4 protein-coding genes and 1 pseudogene are annotated in these 4,126 nt (G+C 71.7%); 2 read left to right on the top strand and 3 right to left on the bottom strand.

Features of this window, described 5'->3' with window-relative positions:
• Positions 1-834 (bottom strand): annotated as a pseudogene (locus tag AB0C29_RS36705) (hypothetical protein); the annotation flags it as partial.
• A 160-nt stretch (positions 835-994) separates the two neighbouring features.
• Here AB0C29_RS36705 and AB0C29_RS36700 point away from each other — a divergent pair.
• Positions 995-1,249, top strand: coding sequence for a CDGSH iron-sulfur domain-containing protein (locus AB0C29_RS36700; protein WP_360830398.1), 255 nt, complete (start codon positions 995-997; stop codon positions 1,247-1,249).
• A 4-nt stretch (positions 1,250-1,253) separates the two neighbouring features.
• Here the strand turns inward: AB0C29_RS36700 and AB0C29_RS36695 are convergent, their stop codons facing one another.
• Complete coding sequence (locus tag AB0C29_RS36695) at positions 1,254-2,213, bottom strand: iron-containing redox enzyme family protein (RefSeq protein ID WP_360830395.1); 960 nt, start codon at positions 2,211-2,213, stop codon at positions 1,254-1,256.
• Positions 2,214-2,382: 169 nt separating this feature from the next.
• Between AB0C29_RS36695 and AB0C29_RS36690 the strand changes: the two genes are divergently transcribed.
• Positions 2,383-2,922 carry a hypothetical protein gene (locus AB0C29_RS36690; protein WP_360830392.1) on the top strand — a complete coding sequence of 180 codons (540 nt, stop codon included), beginning with the start codon at positions 2,383-2,385 and terminating at the stop codon, positions 2,920-2,922.
• Positions 2,923-2,943: 21 nt separating this feature from the next.
• On the opposite strand, the gene AB0C29_RS36685 is transcribed toward AB0C29_RS36690, so the two are convergent.
• Positions 2,944-4,126, bottom strand: a 1,183-nt coding sequence (locus AB0C29_RS36685; RefSeq protein ID WP_360830389.1) for an SGNH/GDSL hydrolase family protein, incomplete at its 5' end; no start/stop codon positions are given.

Genomic DNA, 4,126 nt, shown 5'->3' with positions numbered 1-4,126 from the left:
CGAGCGCCCAGCCTCCGAGCGCCCAGCCTCCGAGCGCCCGGCCTCCGAGAGCCCAGCCTCCGAGCGCCCAGCCTCCAGACGCCCAGCCTCCGAACGCCCAGCCTCCGAGCGCCCGGCCTCGGGACGATCGATGTCCGCGCGATCAGCACCCGGACGGCCGGCGCCCAGGCCGCTGGGATCGCCGTCGCGGCCCTGCTCCGAACGGCCGGCCGCCGGATCGCCCAAGGCGGACTGCCCAGTTGAAGCTTGGCCGAACGTTGCCCGACCAGCAGACGACTCGTCGGAAGCCGACTGCTCCGAGGGAGCCTGCGAGTAGGCCGACCCGGCAGCGGACCTGGCCGCCGAGGCCGAGCCGAACGCCTCGGGACCGGGCGGAGTAAGTCCGGACGGCGTGTTTCCGGACGGCTTCGGCCCGGATCCTGGCGCAGCAGACCCGCCGGCTTCAGTGACTGGCTGCGGGCGAGCAGCATCAAACGGGCGGTAGGCCGGTTCCGGCAGCGATTCCTCCGGCGGAGCGAACGCCATCGGCGGGTGCGCCACCCCCACCGCGGGCGCCGGACGCTCCGCCGTACTGCTCAGACCCAGCGGTGATCCCGATTCCCGGCCCTGTTGCCGGGCCGCTTCGACCAGGCCGGACGATTCGGCCAGGCCGGCCGCCGCCACGACCTCCGCCGCCGCGCGGCCTGCCGTGCAGGGCAGGGGTTCGCCGCAGACCGGGCAGACGGTCATGCCCTCGTGCGGGCCCAGGCCGCCCGCGTGGGTCTGGACCATCTCCCACGCCGTACGCGCGAGCACACTGTCAGGATTCACGTACTTCATGCCGATCAGCGCCATGCTGTCCCACCCCCGTAGATCGCCCGCGACAGGCGTTCAGTTCCAAGTTCACCGTGTCCTGGACCGCGCCGTGACCGTTTCGGCCAATCGGTAGACGGACGGCGGACAGCCTCGTGGTCTGCGGTGTTTCGGGCGGGCGCCCCGGGGCATCTCCCCCGCCATGACTGGATCGGTGGATGATCGCGGCGCGACCGTGATCCCGTACGAGGACGGGCCGCTGCTGCTGCGGGGCAACTTCACGCTCAGCACCCCCGACGGTGAGGTCATCGATCCCGGCCGTGGCACCGTCGCGCTCTGCCGTTGCGGGAAGTCCGCGATCAAGCCGTTCTGCGACGGCACGCACAAGGCCATCGGCTTCCGGGCCGGCGTCGGCCGCGAGAGTGCCGCCCCGCGCGGCACCTCCGGCGACGCCTGACCGTTCAGCCGCGCAGGGAGGTCTCCCCTGCCGCCCAGCGCTCGAGGATGTGTTCCGCCCACTTCTCTTCCAGCTTGAGCACGCACCGGGCGCCGAAGAGCACGTCGCCCGCCGATTCCGGTTCGGCCTGGCAGAACGAGCCGCACATGTCGTACGCGGCGATCTGCTCGTGCACCGCGTCCGCCTCCACGTGCTCGTCGTAGAAGCGGGTGCCGTCCGCGTCGCCGCCCAGCCGGCGCAGGCCGTTGCCGTACGCGCGGTTCGGGCCGGTCGAGGTCATCTCGTACGCGGCCAGGTGGCCCAGCAGCGCCCCGCGCCACCGGCGGTGCAGCCCGAACAGTGACATGAGGTTGTTGTTGGCCAGGGTCGCGGCCGGCACCACGTCCACGTACGCGCCGTACTCGGTGTCGAGGCCGAGCGCGGTCATCGTGCTGCGGAACATCTCCTGGTGCATGCGGTCGGCGACGCCTCCGCCGTACTCGTCGATCTGGATCTCGATGAGTGCGGCCTTGGCCTTGCCGCCCAGCCGGGGGATCGCGAAGGTGTGCGGGTCGGCCTCGCGCAGGTGGTAGATCGAGCGGTGGGTGGCGAATTCCTTGAACTGTTCCAGGGTCGCCCGGCCGCGCAGGTAGCCGGACAGCGACGGGCCGCTGTTGTCGGAGGTCAGGGCGATGAGCGTGCGGGGCACGTCGTCGGCCGGCACCGGGTCGCCGACGAGCTCGCGCAGGTCGGTCTCGAAGCGGGCCTCCAGGCGGGCGCGCAGCGCCAGCAGCCCGGGGTGCCATTCCCACTGGTCGTCGACGCCGTCCCAGCCGCGGTAGTGCAGCTCGTAGAGCACGAAGAGCGTCAGGTGCAGGTCCTCGTGGCCGACCTCGCCCGGGTCGAGGGTGAAGTCGTACGGCGAGCGCGCGAGGGCGTCGATGACGGCGGCCGAAACCGGTCCGCGGGCAGAGGGCATCTTCATGCGGCACGTCCTAATGGGCAAGCGGGACTGGGAGATGCCCGGTGGGATCCGCGCCAAACGAAAGATCAGCCGCCAGTGAACCATGATCCGAAATTCACTCACTGTGTCGTACAGGTAGCTCTCCGTACGATTGAGGGACATGCATCTCCCCATCCCAGGAGATATCCCCATGGACGACACCGAGCTCTACCGCGAGCGGATCCTCCGGCACGCCGGTCCCGTCATCACCGGCCGGTTCCTCGGATTCCGGCCCTCCTACACCCGCGAGGTCAAGGTCGCCCAGCCGCTGCTGGTCGCCGTCTTCGTCGCGGCCACCATCACCCAGGCGCTCGGCGCGCTGCTCCTCGCCCTGCTGCGCAGCGGCGGCGGAGGCGCGCGGCGCAAGTTCAAGGACCTCAAGAAGGGCCCGGAATACCTGGTCACCCCGGTACGGCTGCGCGACGACCTGGGCCAGACGTACGAGGTGGAGATGCACGGTCAGCTGCCGCAGTCGGCGTTGCACCGCGGCGACCTCGTGCAGTTGCGGACCCGGGCGCAGAAGGATCCGGATCTGCCGGTGAAGCTGGAGCAGGTCCTGAATTTGACCACGATGCAGCCGCTGACCCCGCGGATCCCGACGTTGTGGTCGCACTTCGGTCCCGGGCTGCTGATCCAGGCCGCGCTGGGCCTGGCGCTGGCCGCCGTGCTCGTGGCGGCCTGGATCAGCTGATCAGCCCGGAGCCGGGTCAGTTCAGAGCCGGGCCAGCGGCACGACGGCGGCCATCGCCTTGTCCCCGGCGTCGTTGGGGTGCAGGTGGTCGCCGCTGTCGAACGCGGGCAGCAGCTGCTCGGGGTCGGCCGGGTCCCGGGTGGCCGCGTCGAAGTCGGCCAGCCCGTCCAGGGTGCCGTCGCCGCCGGCGCGGATCCACTCGTTCACCGCGACCCGGGTCTTCTCCAGCTCGGGGGTCCAGGATCCCCAGCCCTTCCAGGCCATGATCGTGGCGCCGACGACCCGCAGCCCGCGGTCGTGCGCCTGGGCCGCGATCTGGGCCAGCCCGGCGATGATCTCCTCCGGGTCGTCCTGGTGCGGGGTCTGCTGGATGTCGTTGATGCCCTCGAAGACGATGACCGAGCGGGCCCCGGCCCGTTCCAGCACGTCGTAGTCGAGCCGGGTCAGCGCGCTGGGGCCGAAGCTGCTGTAGATGGTGTAGTTCGGCGCGTTGCTGTCCAGCAGGATGCGGTTGCCGCTGATGCCGGAGTTGGCCACGCCGTAGTCCGGCACCGGGCTGCCGGCCAGCCGAGCGGCCAGGTAGTCGGTCCAGCGCCGGTTCGCACCCCAGGTGGAGGTGACGCCGTCGGTGATGGAGTCGCCGAGAGCGACCACCGTGCCCGGACCGCCCCGCACGTCGACCCCGTTCACGTAGTGCCAGACCCGGGTGGTCTCGGTGAACGCGGCGGCGGCCTCATCCCCGGCGTGGTCGGCCGGGCCCCGGGTGAAGAACGAGTCCTGCATCGCGGCCGGGTGGTAGGTGACCGTGCCGGAGGGCTGCGGCGTCCACGTGGTGACCAGCAGGTCGCGGTCGGCGGCGACCCGCAGCGGCACCGGGTCGCTGACCACTTCGGCGCGGGCCGGGATGGTGATCGAGCCGCGGCCGTGGAACAGGACGTCGCGCAGGGTGCCGGGCTGCGCCGTACCGTCGCTGCGGTCGATGGTCCCGTCGCGGCGGCCGCCGGTGTGCGCGGACAGGGCGACGGTGACGTGCCCCATCAGCACGGGCTGGGTGCCGAAGCGGTTCGACAGGTGCACCCGTACGGTGGCCCCGCCGATCGTGGTGTGCACGACGTTGCGGATCGTGAAGCCCGCGTACCCCTGCTCGACGCCGGCGACCGCGGCCGCCGGCGCGGTGGCCCAGGCGGTGCTCCATCCCGTCGCG

Origin of the sequence: Actinoplanes sp. NPDC048791 (assembly GCF_040650095.1) — a bacterium.
Classification (GTDB): Bacteria; Actinomycetota; Actinomycetes; order Mycobacteriales; family Micromonosporaceae; genus Actinoplanes.
This window is presented reverse-complemented; position numbering and strand designations above follow the sequence as displayed.

Excerpts from the sequence above, each read along its gene's own strand:
- AB0C29_RS36700 (WP_360830398.1), top strand. The coding sequence starts at position 995 with ATGACTGGATCGGTGGATGATCGCGGCGCGACCGTGATCCCGTACGAG.
- AB0C29_RS36695 (WP_360830395.1), bottom strand. The coding sequence starts at position 2,213 with ATGAAGATGCCCTCTGCCCGCGGACCGGTTTCGGCCGCCGTCATCGAC.
- AB0C29_RS36690 (WP_360830392.1), top strand. The coding sequence starts at position 2,383 with ATGGACGACACCGAGCTCTACCGCGAGCGGATCCTCCGGCACGCCGGT.